Source organism: Variovorax sp. GW823-FHT04B03 (assembly GCF_058796495.1).
Genome location: NZ_JBXAIT010000003.1, coordinates 827,234 through 844,822, shown reverse-complemented (window position 1 = coordinate 844,822; position 17,589 = coordinate 827,234). Strand labels below are relative to the sequence as shown.

Annotated in this window: 12 protein-coding genes; 5 read left to right on the top strand and 7 right to left on the bottom strand. The window is 69.9% G+C overall.

What is annotated here, in order from left to right; genetic code table 11:
* Positions 1-16 precede the first annotated feature (16 nt).
* Positions 17-649, bottom strand: a complete 633-nt coding sequence (locus AC1RAD_RS16975; RefSeq protein ID WP_095744783.1) for a response regulator — start codon at positions 647-649, stop codon at positions 17-19.
* The gene (locus AC1RAD_RS16970) at positions 646-1,710 is read right to left on the bottom strand and encodes a sensor histidine kinase (protein WP_369647581.1); all 1,065 of its coding nucleotides are present in this window, start codon (positions 1,708-1,710) and stop codon (positions 646-648) included. Before AC1RAD_RS16970 ends, AC1RAD_RS16975 begins: the two co-directional genes overlap by 4 nt.
* 125 nt (positions 1,711-1,835) lie before the next feature.
* On the opposite strand from AC1RAD_RS16970, the gene AC1RAD_RS16965 reads away from it, so the two are divergent.
* Entirely contained in the window at positions 1,836-3,029 is a 1,194-nt protein-coding gene (locus AC1RAD_RS16965) for an ABC transporter substrate-binding protein (RefSeq protein ID WP_492736095.1), read from the top strand.
* A 41-nt stretch (positions 3,030-3,070) separates the two neighbouring features.
* Here AC1RAD_RS16965 and AC1RAD_RS16960 read toward each other — a convergent pair whose 3' ends face one another.
* The 5 genes from AC1RAD_RS16960 to AC1RAD_RS16940 all read right to left on the bottom strand — a co-directional run bounded on the left by AC1RAD_RS16960 (position 3,071) and on the right by AC1RAD_RS16940 (position 11,719).
* On the bottom strand, positions 3,071-3,529 hold the full coding sequence (locus AC1RAD_RS16960; RefSeq protein ID WP_492736093.1) for a RidA family protein: 459 nt from the start codon (positions 3,527-3,529) through the stop codon (positions 3,071-3,073).
* Positions 3,526-4,518, bottom strand: a complete 993-nt coding sequence (locus AC1RAD_RS16955) for a transglutaminase family protein (protein ID WP_492736091.1) — start codon at positions 4,516-4,518, stop codon at positions 3,526-3,528. The genes AC1RAD_RS16960 and AC1RAD_RS16955 overlap by 4 nt, the downstream gene beginning before the upstream one ends.
* A gap of 15 nt (positions 4,519-4,533) precedes the next feature.
* Positions 4,534-5,355: a basic amino acid ABC transporter substrate-binding protein gene (locus AC1RAD_RS16950; RefSeq protein ID WP_390344945.1), complete on the bottom strand. Its 822-nt coding sequence runs from the start codon at positions 5,353-5,355 to the stop codon at positions 4,534-4,536.
* A 40-nt stretch (positions 5,356-5,395) separates the two neighbouring features.
* On the bottom strand, positions 5,396-8,140 hold the full coding sequence (locus AC1RAD_RS16945) for a circularly permuted type 2 ATP-grasp protein (RefSeq protein WP_492736088.1): 2,745 nt from the start codon (positions 8,138-8,140) through the stop codon (positions 5,396-5,398).
* Between the two features lie 78 nt (positions 8,141-8,218).
* Entirely contained in the window at positions 8,219-11,719 is a 3,501-nt protein-coding gene (locus tag AC1RAD_RS16940; protein ID WP_492685249.1) for a transglutaminase family protein, read from the bottom strand.
* Positions 11,720-11,840: 121 nt separating this feature from the next.
* On the opposite strand from AC1RAD_RS16940, the gene AC1RAD_RS16935 reads away from it, so the two are divergent.
* From AC1RAD_RS16935 to AC1RAD_RS16920, 4 genes are all read left to right on the top strand, one after another.
* Positions 11,841-14,309, top strand: a complete 2,469-nt coding sequence (locus AC1RAD_RS16935; protein WP_492736086.1) for a DNA internalization-related competence protein ComEC/Rec2 — start codon at positions 11,841-11,843, stop codon at positions 14,307-14,309.
* Between the two features lie 98 nt (positions 14,310-14,407).
* Positions 14,408-15,904, top strand: coding sequence for a circularly permuted type 2 ATP-grasp protein (locus tag AC1RAD_RS16930; protein WP_062476766.1), 1,497 nt, complete (start codon positions 14,408-14,410; stop codon positions 15,902-15,904).
* 11 nt (positions 15,905-15,915) lie between these two features.
* Positions 15,916-16,872: an alpha-E domain-containing protein gene (locus AC1RAD_RS16925; protein ID WP_062476763.1), complete on the top strand. Its 957-nt coding sequence runs from the start codon at positions 15,916-15,918 to the stop codon at positions 16,870-16,872.
* Positions 16,873-16,996: 124 nt separating this feature from the next.
* The gene (locus AC1RAD_RS16920) at positions 16,997-17,587 is read left to right on the top strand and encodes an Lcl C-terminal domain-containing protein (protein WP_492736084.1); all 591 of its coding nucleotides are present in this window, start codon (positions 16,997-16,999) and stop codon (positions 17,585-17,587) included.
* Positions 17,588-17,589 lie beyond the last annotated feature (2 nt).

Here is a 17,589-nt window from a genome sequence, read left to right as displayed (position 1 = left end):
TTCTGAGGCGATCGAGCTACTGGATGATCCCGTGGCGCACGGCATAGAGCACCAGCTCCGCCGTGCTGGCCACGCCGAGCTTGTCGAGGATGTTGCTGCGGTGCGTGCTCACGGTCTTCACGCTGATGAGCATCTCGTCGCCGATGGCGGTGAGCGACAGGCCCTTGAGCATCATGAGCATGATCTGGTGCTCGCGCACCGTGAGCCGCTGGTGCGCGGGGCGGTCGTCGCGGCCTTCGAGCTGGCCGCTGACCTGCGAGGCGGCGCGCGCGCTCAGGTACTGGCCGCCGGCCGCCACGCAGCGGATCGCGCGCACCAGCTCGGCGGGCTCCGCGTCTTTAGCGATGTAGCCGCGCGCGCCGGCCTGGATGGCGACCAGCGCGTACTGCTCCTCGGCGTACATCGACAGCATGAGCACCGGCAGCGCGGGCTGCAGCGCGCGGATCGAGGCCAGCACCTCCAGGCCGTTGCGGCCTTCCATGTTGATGTCCAGCAGCACCACGTCGAAGCGGCGCTGGCGCACCAGCTCGAGCGCCTCGGCGCCGTTGCCGGCCTCGGCCGTGGTGCGTAGATCGCTCTCGTCGAGCAGCAGCCGCTGCAGGCCCGAGCGGAAGATCGTGTGGTCGTCGACCATCAGGATGTCGATCATGGGGGGCCGCTCTCCGGCTGCAGCAGCGGCACGCTCAGCGCCAGCCGCGTGCCCGCGCCGGGCGCCGCGTGGATGTGCAGCTCGCCGCCGATTTCGCGCGCGCGTTCGCGCATGCTCAGAAGGCCCAGCGCGCTGCCCTCGGGCGCATCGGGGTCGAAGCCGCAGCCGTCGTCGTGCAGTGCGAGCCGCAGGCGCTCGCCGTCCACGCGCAGCCGCACGTCCACGCGCTGCGCCTTCGCGTGGCGCAGGACGTTCGTCAGGCCTTCCTGGAAGATGCGGTAGACCGCGGTGGCCTGCTTGGGCGCGAGCCGCAGCGCGGGTGCGTCGGTGTCCAGCGAATGCAGCACGCCCGAGCGGCGCGTGAAGGCCTGCAGCTCGTGGGCCAGCGCCACCGACAGGTCCAGGTGGTCGAGCGCGCTGGGGCGCAGCGCCTCCGAGATCTGCTTGACCGTGTCGATGGTCTGCTGCGTGAGCGCGATCAGGCCCTGCGTGAGCGCCTGCACCTCGGGGTTGTCGGCGCGGCGCTGGATGCGCGTGGCGTCCATCTTGATCGAGGTCAGCATGCCGCCGAGCACGTCGTGCACGTCGCGCGACAGCGCCAGCCGCTGCTCCTCGAGCTTGTTGGCGGTGTAGGCCGCCAGGGCCTGCAGCTGCTCGCGCGAGCGCTGGCGCTCTTCCTCGTTGCGCACGCGGTCGGTCACGTCCACGCCCACGCCCATCACCGCCGGGCGGCCCCGATGCTCGATGCGCGAGCCGTGGACTTCGACGAAGCGCACGCGCCCGTCGCGGTGCAGGCCGCGCGTGATGAAGTGCATGCTCGGCGGATTGCCCGCCAGCCGGATGCGGATGCGCGAGCGCACGACTTCCACGAAGTCGGGCGGCACGATCTCGGCCAGCGACATGCCGGTCATTTCCTCTGCGGTGTAGCCCACGATGGCGGCCCAGGTCGCGTTGCAGTAGACGAAGCGGTCGTCCTGGATCACGTAGATGCCCGCCACCGCCTGTTCGACGATGGTGTCGAAGGGCATGTCCTGCAGGCTCTCGCGGGCGGGTGCTGTCATGGGGGCGGGCGGTGGCGCGCTGCATGATAGGTCGCGGGCCGTGCCGCACGGCCGTGCCCGAGGGTTTGCGAGCAGCAGGGTTCCCCGTAGCGCCGGCCGGAAATGTCCGATGGCCGCCGCATGCGGTGCGCCGCCAAGATCGGGGTCCGCCTGCTTCAGGCTGCCCCACGGCCGGCGACGCCGGCAAGGACGACACGACGATGGTCTACCGCTGGCTTGCGCCTCTGCTCCTCCTGTGCCTGGGCCTGCCGGGCCGCGCCGACGAGATCGTGGTGGGGCAGTCGCTGCCGCTGAGCGGGCCGCTCGGCGAGGCCGGGCGCAACGTGAAGGACGGCATCGACGCCTACCTGGCGCGCGTGCAGCGCGAGGGCCTGCTCGGGCGCCACAAGCTGGTGTGGCGCGCGCTGGACGACGGCTACTCGGTGGAGCGCCACACGCAGAACATTCGCCAGCTCGTGGTGCAGGACAAGGTCGATGCGCTGGGCCTGTCGGCCGGCACCTCGCACATCGACGCGGCCTACCCGACGATGCGCGAGGCGGGCACGCCGCTGATCGGCGCGATGACCGGTGCCTCGGCGCTGCACGGCGCGCAGCGCGCGCTCATCTACCACCTGCGCGCGAGCTACGCCGACGAGGTGCGCCAGCTGGTCGCGCAGGCGGTGTCGGTGCGGCAGCGGCGCGTGTTCGCGGTCTGGCAGGACGACGGGTTGGGGCGCGATGCGTTTGCCGCGCTGGAGACCGCGCTGCGCGGCGCGGGCATCGAGCTGGTGGGACAGCAGGGCGTGGCGCTGGCGCAGATGGACGGCGCCGCGCTGGCCGCGAGCGTGCGCGCGGCCAAGCCCGATGCGCTCTTCGCGCTGTGCGTGACGCCGTGCGGGGTGAAGCTGCTGTCGGGGCTGGCGTCGGAGAGCGGCGTGGCACGGCCGACGCCGTACATGCTCTCGATCGTCAACGGCGAAGTGCTCGCCAAGAGCGTGGGGCCGGCGGCGCGCGGCACCGTGATCTCGCAGGTCATGCCCAACCCGCGGCTGGCGACCTCGCCGCTGGTGCAGCGCTACCAGCAGGACATGCGCAGCCACATGGGTCGCGACGAGTTCAGCTATTTCTCGCTGGAAGGGTACGTGGTGGCGATGGTGACGGTGGAGGCGGCGCGCTCGGCGCTGGCCGCTTCACCGCGCCGCTCGATGCAGGACGCCATGAAGCTGATGCTGCGGCGCGAGATCGAGGGGATTCCGGTGTCGAGTGGCGACGATCCCGGGGTGCGTCCGCATCCTGTGACGTTGTCGATGATCGGCAACGGCGGACGGCTCATTCACTAAAGATGAGCCGCCCGGCGGAAGCGGGCGGGAACGAAAAAAGATCAGCCGATCTCGGCGATCAGCTCGATCTCGACGCAAGCGCCCATCGGGATCTGCGCCACGCCGAAGGCGCTGCGTGCATGCGCGCCCTTTTCGGGGCCGAACACTTCGGCGAAGAACTCGCTGGCGCCGTTGGTCACCAGGTGCTGTTCGGTGAAGGTGCCGACCGAGTTCACGAGGCTCATCACCTTGACGATGCGCTTGACCTTGTTCAGGTCGCCCACGGCCGCGTGCAGCGTGCCGAGCAGGTCGATGGCGATGGCGCGTGCGGCCTGCTTGCCTTCGTCGGTGCCGATGTTGGCGCCGAGCTGGCCGACCCAGACCTTGCCGTCCTTCTTGGCGATGTGGCCCGACAGGAACACGAGGTTGCCGGTCTGCACGAAGGGCACGTAGGCCGCGGCGGGGGCGGCAACCGGGGGCAGGGAAATGCCGAGGCTGGAAAGCTTGTCGTAAACGCTCATGGAGACTCCTGATCTGGGGATGGTGATGACGATGACGGGGGTGATTGTGTCTGTGTTTGCGCCGGCGACGCGGGCAGCTGCACCACTTCCCCCACGGGTTGCACGGTCACGCCCACATGCAGCGTGTGGCGCGCGCCGCCATGCAGCACGCCGCGCATCGGCGAGACGTCGGAATAGTCGCGTCCGATGGCGAGCGTGACGTAGTCCTCGCCGGGCTGGCGGCCGTTGGTGGGGTCGAAGTCGGCCCAGTCACCCACGCTCTCGGGGCCTTCGCCCTCGCCGGGCAAATACACCGACACCCACGCATGCGAGGCGTCGGCGCCCACCAGGCGCGGCTGGCCCGGCGGCGGCTGCGTGAGCAGGTAGCCGCTCACGTAGCGCGCCGGCAGGCCCATGGCGCGAAAGCACGCGATGAGGATGTGGGCGAAGTCCTGGCACACGCCCTTGCGCTGCGCCAGGGCCTCGACGGCGGGGGTGTTGATCTCGGTGCTGTCGGCGTCGTAGGCGAAGTCGCGGTACATGCGCTCGGTGAGGTCCATCGCCACGTCGAAGGTGGGGCGCTCGGGCACGAAGCTGGCGCGCGCGTAGGCCACGAAGTCGTCGTGGCGCGGCACGTACGGCGAGGGAAACACGAACTCCGACGCGGGGTCGAAGGGCGCGTCCTTGCGAAAGCGGAAGCGCTCGCGCACGGTCTCCCAGGGCAGCTCGCGCGCCACGGCGGGCGAGAGCACGGGCGCCGACGTTTTCACCACGCTCTCGGCCGTGACGATGAGGTGGTCGTGCGTGCTTTCGAGCGCGAAGAAGGCGCGCGTGTTGCCGTACAGGTCGGGCACCTCGTTGCGTTGTGCGGGCGCGGGGTCGATCGTGAGCTGGTGGCTCACGAGCTCCTGCGAGGCGGTGGCCAGCGGGCGCAGGTGCGCCAGGTGCTGCGCCGTCTCGACCGCCGGCGCGTACGCGTAGCGCGTTTCGTGGGTGACGTGCAGCAGCATCGCGCGGCTCGCTGGTTACTTGGACTCGGCGCCGAAGTGCGAGGCGTAGATCTTCGCGTAGGTGCCGTCGGCCTTGATGTCGGCCAGGCCCTTGTCGATCTTCGCCAGCAGCTCGGCGTTGCCCTTCTTCACGGCGATGCCGTACTGCTCGGTCGAGAAACCGGCGTCGCTCACGGTCTTGAAGCCGCCGCCCGGGTTGTTGGCCAGGTAGTGCGCCACCACGCCGTTGTCGGCCACCACGGCCTGCACGCCGCCGGCTTCGAGCTCCTTGAGCGCCAGCGGTGTCGACTCGAAGCGCTTGATGTCGGTGCTCGACTTGCCCAGCAGCTTGCCCACCACCTCGTCGCCGGTGGTGCCGTTCTGCACGCCGACCTTGAGCTTCTTGATGTCGTCGAACTTCGTGACCGTCGAATCGCTCTTCACGGCGATGAGCTGGCGGGCCTCGAAGTAGGGCTGCGAGAAGTCCATCGTCTGGCGGCGTTCGGGCGTGATCGTGATGGCCGACACCAGCAGGTCGCGGTCGCCCAGTTCGAGCGTGTTGAAGATGCCTTCCCACGGCGTGTTGACGAACTTCACCTCGATGCCGGCCTTCTGCGCGATGGCCTTCACCACGTCGATGTCGAAGCCCACGACTTCGCCTTTTTCGTTCTGCGATTCGAAGGGCGTGTAGGCCGCGTCGGTGCCCACGACCAGCACGCGCGGTGCGGCAGCGGGTGGCGGCGCCGAAGCGGCCGCGGGCGCGGCGGGTTCCTGCTTGCCGCAACCGGCGAGCGCGAGGCCGACCAGGAGGCTGGCGGCGGTCAGGGTGAGACGGCGGTTGAGAGCGATGCCGGACATGGAAATGCCTCCTTCGAAATATCGTTGTGTAGGTATGGAATCAGGCGCCGACGGAGCGCAGCGATTCGGATGTGAGCGTGAAGTAGCGCGTGCCGATGGCGTCCGACACGTGGTACGCCGCGGTCTCGCAGGTGGCGAGCAGTTCGACCAGCGCGGGGTAGTCGGCGCCGGGGCCGGCCGCGCACAGGTGTTCGAGCGTCCAGGTGGCGGGGTCGGGCAGCTCGTACGACAGGGCGGTGAGCTTGCCTGGTGCGCTGCCTGCGAGCCGCGCGATGCGACCGCGCAGGGTCTGCGTGACCCAGGCCAGCGAACGTGGGTTCTCGGCGTCGAGCACCAGCAGGTCGACCAGCGTGGCGACGTCGCGGCGCTGCTGGTAGCGCGCATGGAAGGTGATGGTGCTGTCGAACAGCGCCACCATCGCCTCGAAGCCACTCACCTCGTGCACGGCGCCGTTGGCGAAGCCGGCCTCGAGCGCGCTCGAGAGAAAGCCCAGCCGCTCGATGTGGCGGCCGATCGACAGCAGCCGCCAGGCGTCGTCGCGCGTCATGCGGTCGGTCTGCGCGCCGGTCATGGCGGCCAGCGCGGTGCTGGCGGATTCGAGTGCGCGCAGGGCGGCGCTGGCGGCAAAGCTGCCTTCGCCGGCCTGCTCGGCCGCGCGCCGCAGGAAGTCGCTTTCGGCGCGCACGATCTGGTTCCAGTTGTCCTGCGACAGCCGTTCGCGCACGGCCGCCGCGGCCTGCCGGATGCTGCGCAGGCTGTAGCCGACGCTGCCACCGTGGTCGACGTCGCCCAGCTCGGCGATGAGCGCGCGTTCGAACACGCGGCGTGACTGCGGCGCGCTCGGCGCTTCGGCCGGCACGAGCGCATTGCGCACCGCCATGCGGTGCAGCCATTCGAGCAGCGGGCGCGAGGACTGGTCTTCGCTGCCCAGCAGATTGAGCGTGAGGCGCGCCAGGCGCACCGCGTTCTCGGCGCGCTCGGTGTAGCGGCCGAGCCAGAACATGTTCTCGGCCGCGCGGCTGGTGACCGGCGCGCGGTGCCGCGCGAGCGAGGCCGGCGTGGCGTGTGGCTGCAGCAGCGTGGTGCGGTCGACCTCGCCGTGCGTCTGCACCCAGACGTCGGCACTGCTGCCGCCGCGTTGCATGGAGGCGATCTGCGCATCGGGGCCCGCCAGGCGCGCCAGGCCGCCGGGCAGCACGCGCCACGACTGCGGGCCGTCGCTCACCGCGAACACGCGCAGCATCAGCGCGCGCGGCGCGATGTGGCCGGGGCCGAGGTCGCTGGCCCAGGTCGGCATCTGTGACAGCGGCAGGTAGCCCTGCACCGTGTGGACGTCGCCCTCGCGCACGATGCGGCCGGCCCATTCGTCGATTTCGCGGCGGCCGAGCTGGCTGCCGAACACGGCGTCGAAGCTGGAGCGCCCCTGGAAGCCGGGGTAGGTCGGCTTGATGGCGCTTTCGCCCAGCTGCGGCAGCACCGCCTCGAGCGCGGCGCGCTCGCCGCACCACCAGGTCGGCAGCGCCGGCAGCTTGAGTTTTTCACCGATGAGCCGCAGCGCCAGTCCCGGCAAAAAGCCCAGCAGCGCCGGCGATTCGAGGAACGCCGAGCCCGGCATGTTGGCCACCAGCAGGTTGCCCGCGCGGATCGCCTGCAGCAGGCCGGGCACGCCGAGCGTGGAGTCGGGGCGCAGCTCCAGCGGGTCGAGGAACTGGTCGTCGAGCCGCTTGATGAGGCCGTGCACCGGGCGCAGGCCCTGCAGCGTCTTCAGGTACAGGCGCTGGTCGCGCACCGTGAGGTCGCTGCCCTCGACCAGCGTCAGGCCGAGGTAGCGCGCCAGGTAGGCGTGCTCGAAGTAGGTCTCGTTGTACGGGCCCGGCGTGAGCAGTGCGATGTGCGGCGGCGAGCCCGAGGGGCACATGCGCTGCAGGCCTTCCATCATGGCGCTGTAGGTGGCGGCCAGCCGCTGCACCTGCAGCGCCTCGAAGGCCTGCGGAAACTGCCGCGTGATCGCGAGGCGGTTCTCCAGCAGGTAGCCCAGGCCCGAAGGCGCCTGCGTGCGCTGCGAGACCACCCACCAGTTGCCGTCGGGGCCGCGCGCGAGGTCGAAGGCAGCGATGTGCAGCCAGGTGTCGCCCGCCGGCTTCACGCCGTGCAGCGCGCGCAGGTAGCCCGGGTGACCGCGCACCAGCGCCGGCGGCAGCAGGCCTTCGGCCAGCAGCTGTTGCGGTCCGTAGGCGTCGGCCATCACGCGGTCGAGCACGCGCACGCGCTGCTGCACGCCGGCCTCGATCTGGGCCCAGCTCTCGGGCGAGACGATCAGCGGGAACAGGTCGAGCGACCACGGCCGCTGCGGGCCGTTGGCGTCGGCGTACACGTTGTAGGTGACGCCGTTGTCGCGGATCTGCCGCTCCAGGCTGACCGCGCGCCGCGGCAGGTCGTTGATGCCGCCGGGGCCGAGCTGTTCGAAGAAGGCGTTCCAGGCGGGGGTGAGCGGGGGCTGGTCGCTGGACGGTGAAGGTTCCTGTGCCTGCGATTGCGAGGAGGACTGTGACTGGGACTGCGATTGCGACGGAGCCGGTCGCTCCTCGGCGGCGTCGTACAGCAGCGGGGCCGCGGCGGGCGCCGGGGCCCCGCCCGACACGGGCCGCGAGGGCGCCGCGGGCGTCGCCTGTCCCCGCAATTCGTCGAAATGCCCAGGCAGGGCCGCCGGCGCGAGCGAAGACGCCAGCGCCGCCGGATGCTCCGGGGCCTGGGCGTCGAACAGGGATTCGTTCAGGGGTTCCACAGGGGGGAGATTGTCACATCACCGTCACCGGGGCCGATCCGGCGGTGCGACAGGGTTCCCCCTGAGTCCTCGGGCCGGTCAGCGCCGCAGGTCCAGCGTGAACGGAAACTCCCGGCTGCCCGGCAGCTCGATGGTGGCCGGCGGCGTGCGCAGCAGGCCCGGCGTGTGGCCGGTGCGCGTGAAGCGCGAGTGGCGACGGCTCTCGGCTTCGTAGGCGTTGACCGGGAAGGTGTCGTAGTTGCGACCGCCCGGGTGGGCGACGAAGTACTGGCAGCCGCCCAGCGAACGCTTCATCCAGGTATCGACGAGGTCGAAGGTCAGCGGCGCGTGGGCCGGGATGCTCGGGTGCAGCGCCGAGGGCGGGTTCCACGCCTTGTAGCGCACGCCGGCCACGAATTCGCCGGTGACGCCGGTGGGCTGCAGCGGCAGCACCTTGCCGTTGACGGTGACGACGTGGCGGCTTTCGTTCAGGCCGGTCACGCGCACCTCGATGCGCTCCAGCGACGAATCGACATAGCGCACCGTGCCGCCGGCCGAGCCTTCCTCGCCCATCACGTGCCACGGTTCGAGCGCGTTGCGCAGCGACAGCTCCACGCCCATCGACTGCATCTGGCCCACGAGCGGGAAGCGGAACTCGAAGTGCGGCGCGAACCAGTCGGCATCGAAGGCAAAGCCGGCCTGGCGCATCTCGCTGATGACGTCGTCGAAGTCCATCTTGACGAAGGTCGGCAGCAGGAAGCGGTCGTGCAGCTCGGTGCCCCAGCGGGTCACGGGCGCCTGGTAGGGCGCGTCCCAGAAGCGGGCGACCAGCGCGCGGATCAGCAGCTGCTGCGCGATGCTCATGCGCGCATGCGGCGGCATCTCGAAGGCGCGCAGTTCCAGGAGGCCGAGGCGGCCGGTGCTGGAGTCGGGCGAGTAGAGCTTGTCGATGCAGAACTCGCTGCGGTGCGTGTTGCCCGACACGTCGATCAGGATGTTGCGCAGCGTGCGGTCGACCAGCCACGCGGGCATGTTCTGGCCGTAGATCTCGCGGTTCTTGGCGATTTCCTTCAGCGCAATTTCAAGCTCGTAGACCTGGTCGTTGCGCGCCTCGTCCACGCGCGGCGCCTGGCTGGTCGGGCCGATGAACATGCCCGAGAAGAGGTAGCTCAGCGACGGGTGGTTGTGCCAGTACAGCAGCAGGCTGGCCAGCAGCTCGGGCCGGCGCAGGAAGGGGCTGTCGGCCGGCGTGGCGCCGCCCATCACGAAGTGGTTGCCGCCGCCGGTGCCGGTGTGGCGGCCGTCGGTCATGAACTTCTCGGCCGACAGGCGCGTCTCGAACGCGGCGTTGTACAGGAACTCGGTGTGGTCGACCAGTTCCTTCCAGTTGTGGGCCGGGTGGATGTTGACTTCGATCACGCCCGGGTCGGGCGTCACGGCCAGCATCTTCAGGCGCGGATCGCGCGGCGGCGGATAGCCTTCCATCACGATGCGCACGCCCAGTTGCTGCGCGGTGGCTTCGACGGCGGCGACGAGGTCGAGGTAGTCCTCCAGGCGCGCCAGCGGCGGCATGAAGACGTAGAGCACGCCCGAGGCGCTGCCTTTCTTTTCGGCTGCGGGGCCGTTGGCGCGGCGCGGGTCGCGCACCTCGACGCACAGCGCGGTGCGTGTGACCCAGTGGGCCGATTCGCCGCGCAGCGGCTGGCGCGTGGCGGGCGTGGCGGCATCCGCAGCAGCTGCCGCATCGCCCTTCGCCGCATCGCCGGGGCTTTGCATGCGCAGCGACGCGGCCACCACGGGCGGCGCGCCGAAGGTGTAGGGCACCTCGCCCAGGTCGGCGCCGGCGACCGGGGTGGCGGTGGCATAGCGCGCGCGGTAGTCGGACGCGCTGGGCAAGGCGGCGCGCGGCGCGGTCGGATCGCGCTCGATGAGGTAGGGGTAGTCGCCCTTGCTGGCCCACGGCTGCGAGTCGAGCGGCAGGCGGTAGCCCATGGGTGAGTCGCCCGGGATCAGGAACAGGCGGTCGTCGCGCAGGAACCAGGGGCCGGTCTTCCAGCCGGGGCCGGCGAGCGCGGGCGTGTCGCTGTTGGCGTTGCCGGGCTCGATGGGCAGCATGTAGCCGATCACCGCGTCGAGCTTCTGCGTGAACACGCGGCGCAGGCGCACGCGTTCGAGTTCGTCGTCGAGCTTGGAGTCGAAGGGGTCGACGTTCACCGGCAGGCGGCGTTCGCGCCACAGGTAGTAGTAGGTGTCTTCGTAGCCGGGCTGGATGTAGCGCTCGGTGAGGCCCAGCTTGTGCGCCAGCACGGTGGTGAAGCGGCGCGCGTCCTCGCTCGTGTAGTGCGTGGGAAAGCGCTCGTCGGCGAACAGCTCGGGGTCGTGCCACAGCGTCTGGCCGTCGGCGCGCCAGAAGATCGACAGCGCCCAGCGCGGCAGTTGTTCGCCCGGGTACCACTTGCCCTGGCCGAAATGCAGGAAGCCGCCCTGGCCGTACTCGGCGCGCAGCTTGTGCACGAGCTCTGTGGCGTAGCCGCGCTTGGTGGGGCCGAGCGCGTCGGTGTTCCATTCGGGCGCGTCGCGGTCGCTGGTGGCCACGTAGGTGGGCTCGCCGCCCATGGTCAGGCGCACGTCGCCGGCGACAAGGCGCGCATCGACCGCGTCGCCGAGCGCGAGCACCTCGGCCCATTGCTCTTCGGTGTAGGGCTTGGTGACGCGCGGCGATTCGTAGATGCGCGTGACCTTCATCTCGTGGCTGAACTCGACCTCGGACTCGTCGACGCCGCCTTCGATGGGCGCGGCGCTCGACGGCGTGGGCGTGCAGGCCAGCGGGATGTGGCCTTCGCCGGCCAGCAGGCCCGAGGTGGCATCGAGGCCGATCCAGCCGGCGCCCGGCAGGAACACTTCGCACCAGGCATGCAGGTCGGTGAAGTCGACCGTGGTGCCGCTGGGGCCGTCGAGCGCCTTCACGTCGGGCGTGAGCTGGATCAGGTAGCCCGACACGAAGCGCGCGGCCAGGCCGCAGTGGCGCAGCAGCTGCACCAGCAGCCAGCCCGAGTCGCGGCAGGAGCCGCTGCCGTTGCTCAGCGTTTCTTCCGGCGTCTGCACGCCGGGCTCCATGCGGATGAGGTAGCTGACGTCCTTTTGCACCTGCTGGTTGATGCCGACCAGGAAGTCGATGGTGCGCTGTTCCTTGCGCTCGATCTTGTCGAGGTAGGCCTGCAGCAGCGGCGTGGGCTTCTCGGTGACGAGGTAGGGCGCCAGCTCTTCGGCCTGCGAGGCCGTGTACTTGAAGGGGAAGTTCTCGGCCTGCGGCTCGAGAAAGAAGTCGAAGGGGTTGTAGACCGCCATCTCGACCACGAGGTCGACCGTGACCTTGAACTCGCGCGTCTTCTCGGGGAACACGAGCCGCGCCTGGTAGTTGGCGAACGGGTCCTGCATCCAGTTGACGAAGTGCTCGGCCGGTTCGACCCGCAGCGAGTACGAGATCACATTGCTGCGGCAATGGGGCGCGGGGCGCAGTCGCACGACTTGCGGGCCCAACTGCACCAGGCGGTCGTATGTGTAGTGGGTGACGTGGTGGAGTGCGGCGTGGATGGACATGCGTAGGGGCGTGCAGTGCAGCGAGGTTGCATCGAAAAGATGTCTCTGGTGAGACGCATACTAGCCCAGTTGCCAAGCAATTAACGCGCCATCGAGCGTGGGTTGGGGGAGGGTTTGCATCATGGATTCCGGGGTGTGGGGAGGGCAGTCGCGGCGTGCGTCCGACGCTGTCGCGGGTGGGTCGGGGGCCTTCGTTGCGCTGGGCGGCACGCTGCTCGGCGCGGCGGTGCAGCTGCGCCAGCCGCTGCTGTGGACGGCCGGTATCTACGCCGCGTTGCTGCTCGTGGGGCTCGGCGGTGGATGGCTGTTGTGGCGGTGGCGTGGGCCTCGGCTGTTCGTGCTGATGCTGTCGCTGGCCTGCGGTGCGATGGCCGGCGCGGGGCTCGCCGGATCGCGCGCCACGGCCTATGCGCAGGGGGCGCTGAACCCGTCACTCGAAGGGCGCGACCTGAGGCTCACGGGCGTGGTCTCGCAGATGCCGCAGCCCGGCGAGATCGGAACGCGCTTCCGTTTCGATGTGGAGACGGCGCAGTGGGCCGAGGCCTCGCGCGGCGATGCGCCGCCGAAGGTGCCGTCGCGCATCGCACTCGCCTGGTACGGCGACTACGGCGGGATGTGGGAGCAGCCCGCCGAGCGGCGTGCCTCCGTCGCGCGCACCGTGGGCGAGGTGCATGCCGGCCAGCGCTGGCAACTGACCGTGCGCCTGCGCGCGCCGCACGGCAACCTCAATCCGCATGGCTTCGACAGCGAGCTGTGGGCGTGGGAGCAGGGCGTGCATGCGCAGGGCCATGTCCGCGCCGGGGCGCGCGACCCCGCGCCGCGCCTGCTGGGCACGACGTGGCGGCACCCGATCGAGCGGGCGCGCGAGGCCGTGCGCGATGCCGTCTTCGCCCGCGTGGACGACCGGCGTCAGGCCGGCGTGATCGCCGCGCTGGTCACCGGCGACCAGGGCGCCATCGACCGCGCCGACTGGGATGTGTTCCGCGCCACCGGCGTGGCGCACCTGATGTCGATCTCGGGCCTGCACATCACCTTGTTCGCGTGGTTCGCGGCGCACGTCGTGGGCGCGCTCTGGCGGCGCAGCAGCCGGCTCATGCTGCGGCTGCCCGCGCAACAGGCCGCGCTCGCGGGCGGCGTGCTGCTGGCCGCGCTCTACGCGCTCTTCAGCGGATGGGGCGTGCCCTCGCAGCGCACGGTCTGGATGCTCGCGGCCGTGGCGCTGCTGCGCCTGACCGGCCGGCGCTGGCCGTGGCCGCACGTCTGGCTGCTGACGGCGGCGGTCGTGGTGGGCGCCGATCCGTGGGCGCTGCTGCAGGCTGGCTTCTGGCTCAGCTTCGTGGCGGTGGCGGTGCTGTTCGCCTCCGCCACGGCCGTGCCGGGCGAAGGGCGGGTGGGCGCGCTCACGCGCCTGGGCCGCTTCTTTCGCGAGCAATGGACGATCACGCTGGCGCTCACGCCGCTGAGCCTGCTGCTGTTCCAGCAGGTGTCGGCGGTCGGGCTGGTGGCCAACGCGCTCGCGATCCCGTGGGTGACGCTGGTGATCACGCCGCTGGCGATGCTCGGCGTGGCGGTGCCGCCGTTGTGGGACGTGGCGGCCGGCGCCGTGAAGCTGTTCGCGCTGCTGCTGCAGGCGCTCGCCGGCCTGCCGTTCGCCACGCTGTCGATGGCCGCGCTACCCGCGTGGCTGGCTGCGGGTGGCGTGGCAGGCGGCGTGCTGCTGGCGATGCGCCTGCCGTGGTCGATGCGCGCGCTCGGCCTGCCGCTGCTGTTGCCGGTGCTGCTGTGGCAGCCAGCGCGACCTGCGGTGGGCGAGTTCGACCTGCTCGCCGCCGACATCGGGCAGGGCAACGCGGTGCTCGTGCGCACCGCCACGCACAGCCTGCTGTACGACGCCGGGCCGCGCTACGGGCTCGACAGCGACGCGGGCCACCGCGTGCTCGTGCCCCTGCTGCGCGCACGCGGCGAGCGGCTCGACCTGCTGCTGCTGAGCCACCGCGACATCGACCACACCGGCGGCGCGCCCGCCGTGCTCGCCATGCAGCCGCAGGCGGCGCTGCTGAGCTCCATCGAGGCCGGGCACCCGCTGCAGGCACTGCGCCCCGCGCGCCGCTGCGAGGCCGGGCAGCGCTGGACCTGGGACGGGGTCGACTTCGAGGTGCTGTTTCCCTATGACAGCGACTATCTCGGCTTCACGCGGCCCAACGCCGTGTCGTGCGTGCTGCGCATCGGCAACGGCCGCGCCACGGCGCTGCTGGCCGGCGACATCGAACGGCTGCAGGAGGCCGCGCTGGTGTCGCGCACGCCCGGGCTGTCGGCCGACGTGCTGCTGGTGCCGCACCACGGCAGCAAGACCTCGTCGAGCGAGCTTTTTCTGGATGCCGTGCGCCCGCGCATCGCGCTCGTGCAGGCCGGCTACCGCAGCCGCTTCGGCCACCCCGCGCCCGAGGTGGTGGCGCGCTATGTCGAACGCGGCGTGCAGGTGGTCGACAGCCCGCGCTGCGGCGCCGCCCACTGGGCGAGCCCGGCGCCGGCCGAGCTGAAGTGTGAACGCGCGCACGACCTGCGCTACTGGCGCCACCGCATGCCATGACGGTCCGAAACGCGAAATGCCCTCGCATCGGGCCCAAACCTAGGGCTTCTACTGGCCTCGAACTTGCTAAGCTATGGCTCAAGGAGATTGGTCGTTCCATGCACAAATTCGACGAGATGTATGAGCAGCTCCCCTATGCGGGCGCTGCAATCCGACAGCACTACAAGCGCTACGACCAATGGCTTGCGAAGCAACCCGGTGAGGTGATGCGATCGCGGCGTGAAGAGGCGGAAATGATTTTCCGCCGGGTCGGCATCACCTTCGCGGTGTACGGCGCCAAGGACGAGGACGGCTCCGGCACCGAGCGGCTGATCCCGTTCGACCTGCTGCCCCGGATCATTCCCTCCCACGAGTGGGAGAGCATGGAAAAGGGGCTGGTGCAACGTGTCACGGCGCTCAACCGCTTCCTGTACGACGTGTACCACGACCAGGAAATCATCAAGGCCGGCATCATCCCGGCCGAGCAGATCCTGAACAACGCCCAGTTCCGCCCCGAGATGATGGGCGTGAACGTGCCGCACAACGTCTACTCGAACATCTCGGGCATCGACATCGTGCGCGCCCCCGATGCCCAGGGCAACGGCGAGTACTACGTGCTCGAAGACAACCTGCGCGTGCCCAGCGGCGTGAGCTACATGCTCGAGAACCGCAAGATGATGATGCGGCTCTTCCCGGAGCTCTTCAACCAGAACCGCATCGCGCCGGTCGCCCATTACCCCGACCTGCTGCTCGAAACCCTGCGCGCCAGCGCGCCGCCGGCCACGGCCGAGCCCACGGTGGTGGTGCTCACGCCCGGCATGTACAACAGCGCCTACTTCGAGCATGCCTTCCTGGCCCAGCAGATGGGCGTGGAGCTGGTCGAGGGACAAGACCTGTTCGTCAAGGACGACTTCGTCTACATGCGCACCACGCGCGGCCCGGTGCGGGTCGACGTGATCTACCGCCGCGTCGACGACGACTTCCTCGACCCCGAGGTGTTCCGCCCGACCTCCACCCTCGGCTGCGCGGGCCTCATGCGCGCCTACCGCCAGGGCAACGTCGTGATCTGCAATGCCGTGGGCACCGGCGTGGCCGACGACAAGTCGATCTACCCGTACGTGCCGAAGATGGTCGAGTTCTACCTCGGCGAGAAGCCGATCCTGAAGAACGTGCCCACCTACATGTGCCGCAACAAGGACGAGCTGCAGTACACGCTCGACAACATGAAGGACCTGGTCGTCAAGGAGGTGCACGGCGCCGGCGGCTACGGCATGCTCATCGGCCCGGCCGCGACGCAGGCCGAGATCGAGGACTTCAAGAAGGCCGTCATCGCCAAGCCCGACGGCTACATCGCCCAGCCCACGCTGAGCCTGTCGACCTCGCCGACCTTTGTCGACGCCGGCATCGCGCCGCGCCACATCGACCTGCGTCCCTTCGTGCTCTCGGGCAGCGAAGTGCAGATGGTGCCCGGCGGCCTCACGCGCGTGGCGCTCAAGGAAGGGTCGCTGGTGGTCAACTCGTCGCAGGGCGGCGGCACCAAGGACACCTGGATTCTCGAAGCGGACCGCACGGCCAAGCCGAAGGCGGCCACGCAGTCGCAAAGCCAATCGCAGTAGGAGCACCCACGATGCTGTCCCGCACCGCAGACCACCTCTACTGGATGTCGCGCTACACCGAGCGCGCCGAGAACACGGCGCGCATGCTCGACGTCAACTACCAGACCTCGCTGCTGCCGCAGTCGGCCGAGGTTGCCAAGTACGGCTGGCAGGGCGTGCTCTCGATCAGCGAATTGCTGCCCTGGTACAGCAAGAAGTACGACCAGATCACGCCCAACGAAGTCATGGAGTTCATGGTCAAGGACGAGAGCAATCCGTCGTCGATCGTCTCCTGCCTGAAGGCGGCGCGCGAGAACGCGCGTGCCGTGCGCGGCGCGCTCACCACCGAAGCCTGGGAAACGCAGAACACCACCTGGCTCGAAGTGAACCGCATGCTGCGCGCCGGCGACTTCGAGCGCGACCCGGGGCAGTTCTTCGAGTGGGTCAAGTTCCGCTCGCACCTGTCGCGCGGCGTCACGCTGGGCACCATGCTCCAGGATGAGGCGTTCTACTTCTCGCGCCTTGGCACCTTTTTGGAGCGTGCCGACAACACGGCGCGCCTGGTCGATGTGAAGTTCCACGCGCTCAACAGCGAGTTCTTCGGCGCCGCCACCGAGGAAGACCAAGAGTACGACTTCTATCACTGGAGCGCGATCCTGCGCAGCGTCTCGGCCTTCGAGGTGTACCGCAAGGTGTACCGCGACGTGATCAAGCCCGAGCGCGTGGCCGAGCTGCTCATTCTTCGCGCCGACATGCCGCGCTCGCTGCACGCCAGCCTGGTCGAGGTGGTCAACAACCTCGCCAAGGTGCAGAACGAGCAGAGCGCCGAAACGCAACGCCGTGCCGGCAAGCTGCTGGCCGACCTGCAGTACGCACGCGTCGACGAGATCCTGGCGACGGGTTTGCATGCCTACCTCACGCAGTTCCTCGATCGGGTGAACGAGCTGGGCGGGCGCATCAGCCAGGACTTCCTGGTGCCGGCGCACTGACGGCGCATCGAGTCGATGTCCTGCGGGCCCAGGCAGGCCCCAGGACCTCGCGCACCCGGCGGTAGGATTCGAGTTCGATCTCGATCCAAGTTGCTGACCGCAGGGAGTTCTCATGAAGAAATCAATGCTTGCCCGTGATGGCAAGTGGAAGGCCGCCGCCTTGGCGGCTGTCGCCTTGCTTGCCGGCTGCGACCAGACCGCCTCACCGAAAGAACAAGCCTCCGCGCAGGCATCGACGGCCGTCGTCCTCGACGCCGCCACCGGATTGCGCTGGCTGCGCTGCGCGCTGGGGCAGACCTGGCAGGGCGGGCGTTGCGTCGGCGAGGCCGAAGCCCTGAGCCTGATGGACGCGCAGGAGCGCGTGCAGGCGCTCAACGCCAAGGGCCATGAAGGCATCTCGCAATGGCGGCTGCCGACCATCGTGGAGCTGGCGGCGCTGCGGCGTTGCGACCATGGCCTGGTCGACGAGACCTTCACGCTCGAGCTGAGCCCCGAACGGGAGCCCGTCACCGTGCCCCGGTGGTGCGCCCGCGAAACCTCCGTTCCCACCATCGACAGCGCACGCTTTCCCGATACGCCGCTGCGCAAGTTCTGGTCGGGCTCGGGCAGCGAGGCCGCGCAGCACTTCTATGCCGTGGACTTCAGCAACGCATGGATCGGCCAGAACGAGGCGGCCGAGGCCATCCACGCCGTGCGGCCGGTGGCCGACCGCTGACC

Excerpts from the sequence above, each read along its gene's own strand:
- AC1RAD_RS16975 (WP_095744783.1), bottom strand. The coding sequence starts at position 649 with ATGATCGACATCCTGATGGTCGACGACCACACGATCTTCCGCTCGGGC.
- AC1RAD_RS16970 (WP_369647581.1), bottom strand. The coding sequence starts at position 1,710 with ATGACAGCACCCGCCCGCGAGAGCCTGCAGGACATGCCCTTCGACACC.
- AC1RAD_RS16960 (WP_492736093.1), bottom strand. The coding sequence starts at position 3,529 with ATGAGCGTTTACGACAAGCTTTCCAGCCTCGGCATTTCCCTGCCCCCG.
- AC1RAD_RS16955 (WP_492736091.1), bottom strand. The coding sequence starts at position 4,518 with ATGCTGCTGCACGTCACCCACGAAACGCGCTACGCGTACGCGCCGGCG.
- AC1RAD_RS16950 (WP_390344945.1), bottom strand. The coding sequence starts at position 5,355 with ATGTCCGGCATCGCTCTCAACCGCCGTCTCACCCTGACCGCCGCCAGC.
- AC1RAD_RS16940 (WP_492685249.1), bottom strand. The coding sequence starts at position 11,719 with ATGTCCATCCACGCCGCACTCCACCACGTCACCCACTACACATACGAC.
- AC1RAD_RS16935 (WP_492736086.1), top strand. The coding sequence starts at position 11,841 with ATGGATTCCGGGGTGTGGGGAGGGCAGTCGCGGCGTGCGTCCGACGCT.
- AC1RAD_RS16930 (WP_062476766.1), top strand. The coding sequence starts at position 14,408 with ATGCACAAATTCGACGAGATGTATGAGCAGCTCCCCTATGCGGGCGCT.
- AC1RAD_RS16925 (WP_062476763.1), top strand. The coding sequence starts at position 15,916 with ATGCTGTCCCGCACCGCAGACCACCTCTACTGGATGTCGCGCTACACC.
- AC1RAD_RS16920 (WP_492736084.1), top strand. The coding sequence starts at position 16,997 with ATGCTTGCCCGTGATGGCAAGTGGAAGGCCGCCGCCTTGGCGGCTGTC.